1 protein-coding gene is annotated in these 2362 nt (G+C 58.6%); it reads right to left on the bottom strand.

What is annotated here, in order from left to right; all coding sequences use genetic code 11:
* Positions 1–435: 435 nt before the first annotated feature.
* Positions 436–2295, bottom strand: a complete 1860-nt coding sequence (locus VJ369_RS00650; RefSeq protein ID WP_324090232.1) for an OmpH family outer membrane protein — start codon at positions 2293–2295, stop codon at positions 436–438.
* Positions 2296–2362: the final 67 nt, after the last annotated feature.

A 2362-nucleotide genomic window follows, 5' to 3' on the forward strand; every position in this document is an offset into this window, starting at 1 on the left:
CCAGGATATGCAGAGAATGCTAGGGACGTATGTAGACAACGATGGTCTAGTTGTACCAATGGAGAGCCATGTGGTAGTGGCCTCTACGTAGATGCCGGTGTGGAACACCGTGGCCCGAGCCGCGCCGAACAACGCCATGCAGCTGACTACCCCTAGCATCTGCTCAGGCCTCGTATTACCGAAGCAATTCTGCCACTCAGGCGCCTCGAAAAACGCTCGTTTGGTTGATATAGTGCCCGTTATCAGATCCTAGCTGCTGGCGGGACTATGCTATGATACGCCGCATATAGAGGCGATGCCGTTTTTGATAGCTATGCCTGATAAAACCCCCTTGAGTCTTGTCGTAAGACTTTTATCAGGAAAAAAGTCCGTATAACGCACTTCTGACAGCCTCCGAAAAAATAGACATGTGATCTGCTCATGAATAGAGCCGCCTCAAGGCGGCATGTCTCTGAGGCGAACACAAATCGGTTTGCTTTGATCCCTCAAGTCCATGGCACAAAGTCCCTCGGCAACCTCGGTGAGGAGGCGTCGATACGGTACCGATAAACCTGTGGTGTTGACCCAATACACGACCTGGGAGCTCGTCTCCATCCGAGCCCCGCTGCGCTCACAGAGCAGGTGCAAGATCAGCTCCAAACTCACCTTCGCTTGGAGGGTCCCCACCAGCGCGCCCATGAACGCACGCAACGCATTCTCTAGCAAAAGCGTACGAACCGTCATGATCGTCTGCTTGCGAAAATCGCGGTCGGCCCGCTGCCCAGATGGCCCCAGGGCTTGAGCTTGCTCAGCCAATTGGTCTTGTTTGTGCTGGGCGTCTTGCCACTCCTTTGCCAACACCGCCAAGGCGCCCTGACGCTGTGCGAGACGTTTGCCATGTCCCTTCGCCTCAGACTCGGCTACCTGGTCCTGTTTCGCTTTCATCGCCTCGGCCTTCTTGTCGACCCGTTTCTGAGCCGCTGCCAGCGACTGATTGAGTTTTTCTCTGGCGCGTTGCTGATGCCGGTCGGCTACGACAATCTTCTTGCGGCCATAGTTGGTATCGAGCGCCCCATGGGCAATCATGCGCTTGAAGCTATGTTCCTGCATCTCGTTGCGCGCTCGGTATACCCGAGGCCACTCGGTCAGGGCCACGGCGGCCTTGACCTGCGGGGTGCCCCAGTACCCCAGGGGCTTGCCCTCGACGGGCTCGACCAGGACAAAGTGTCTAGGATCATCGGGCCTGGGTCCTTTCCACGGCCCGCTATAGACCCTCGTACCATCCTCCAGGGTGTCGACCTGTGTGGCCTCAAAGCTCTCCCGCCCCTGATGCTCGTTATCGTCGAGCATGCAGAGCAAACCCAAGCCCTGGTCATCGAAGGCTCGGGCCATAGCCACGGCCTTGACGGCCCGGTCGATCACAAAGAGCATTGTCCCGGTTGCCTCCGCCACCTTCTGGCAATAGGCGACGATAACCTGAGACACAGGCACATCGGGCGGATAATACGCGACAAAGAGCGCCTGGCCCGCTTCATCATGGGCGATGACGGCTTGCGAGCCGGCCATGATGCGGCCCAACATCGTGATCTTGCCCTTGTGCATGGGCACCCGGCTCCAATAGGCAATCATGTGCCCATCCACATAGAGGATCTGGCCCGCTTGGGCTGGTAGCAGCACGGGCATCAGCGCCTCAGCGGCACCCACGCGTTCGAGTTGCCCGAGAAACTGACTCAGGGTTGAGCTGTGATACCCCCGGCCAAGCAGCGTCGAGAGTGGATGCTCGTGGGTATCAAACGCGGTAAGGCTGTCGATGCCAAACAAGGGCGCCAACAAGAGGGCTTGAAAGCGGTGCCGCAGCGTCTGCTCCCGGTGCTGTAACAGGGCAAAGTCGTCATCGGGATGCGTCTGCTTATAGGCCTCTACCGCCTGCTTGAGCTGGGCCACAACCGAGCCCAATACCCCGTGTTGGGCGAGCCAATGGGTAAAAAGATGCACACCCACAAACGACAGACGGGGGATGATGCGGACGACCTCTGCCCCAGAGACAACAGGGAGACAGCCCGCCGCGTGGCGCGGACGGCCCTTGGACCGATTGAGCGCCCACTGCACCCGCAACCGATTGAGATGGCGGACGCTCACCGGTATCAGGCCCTGTCTCTGGGCGACCTTTGCGAGCAGCTCTCGGCTCGGGCACTCAGGGTCCTCGTTGAGCAACTTCCACAGTATAGCCTTGTCAATTTCGCTCAGCTTCCTGCCAGCTTCAAAGGGTGGACGTGAACGCTCAGCGAAGCTATCCTTGCTCGGGGCGAGATGCATGACGTCATCCTCCTGAAAACACATGTATGGATGCAGTCTGCACATTCGCCCTTATGGGGCAAGGGCC

Origin of the sequence: Glutamicibacter sp., from assembly GCF_035257265.1 — a bacterium.
In the GTDB taxonomy this organism is placed as follows: domain Bacteria; phylum Actinomycetota; class Actinomycetes; order Actinomycetales; family Micrococcaceae; genus Glutamicibacter.

What these genes read in the sequence shown, in the direction of transcription:
- VJ369_RS00650 (WP_324090232.1), bottom strand. Translation starts at nt 2,295, where the DNA reads ATGCATCTCGCCCCGAGCAAGGATAGCTTCGCTGAGCGTTCACGTCCA.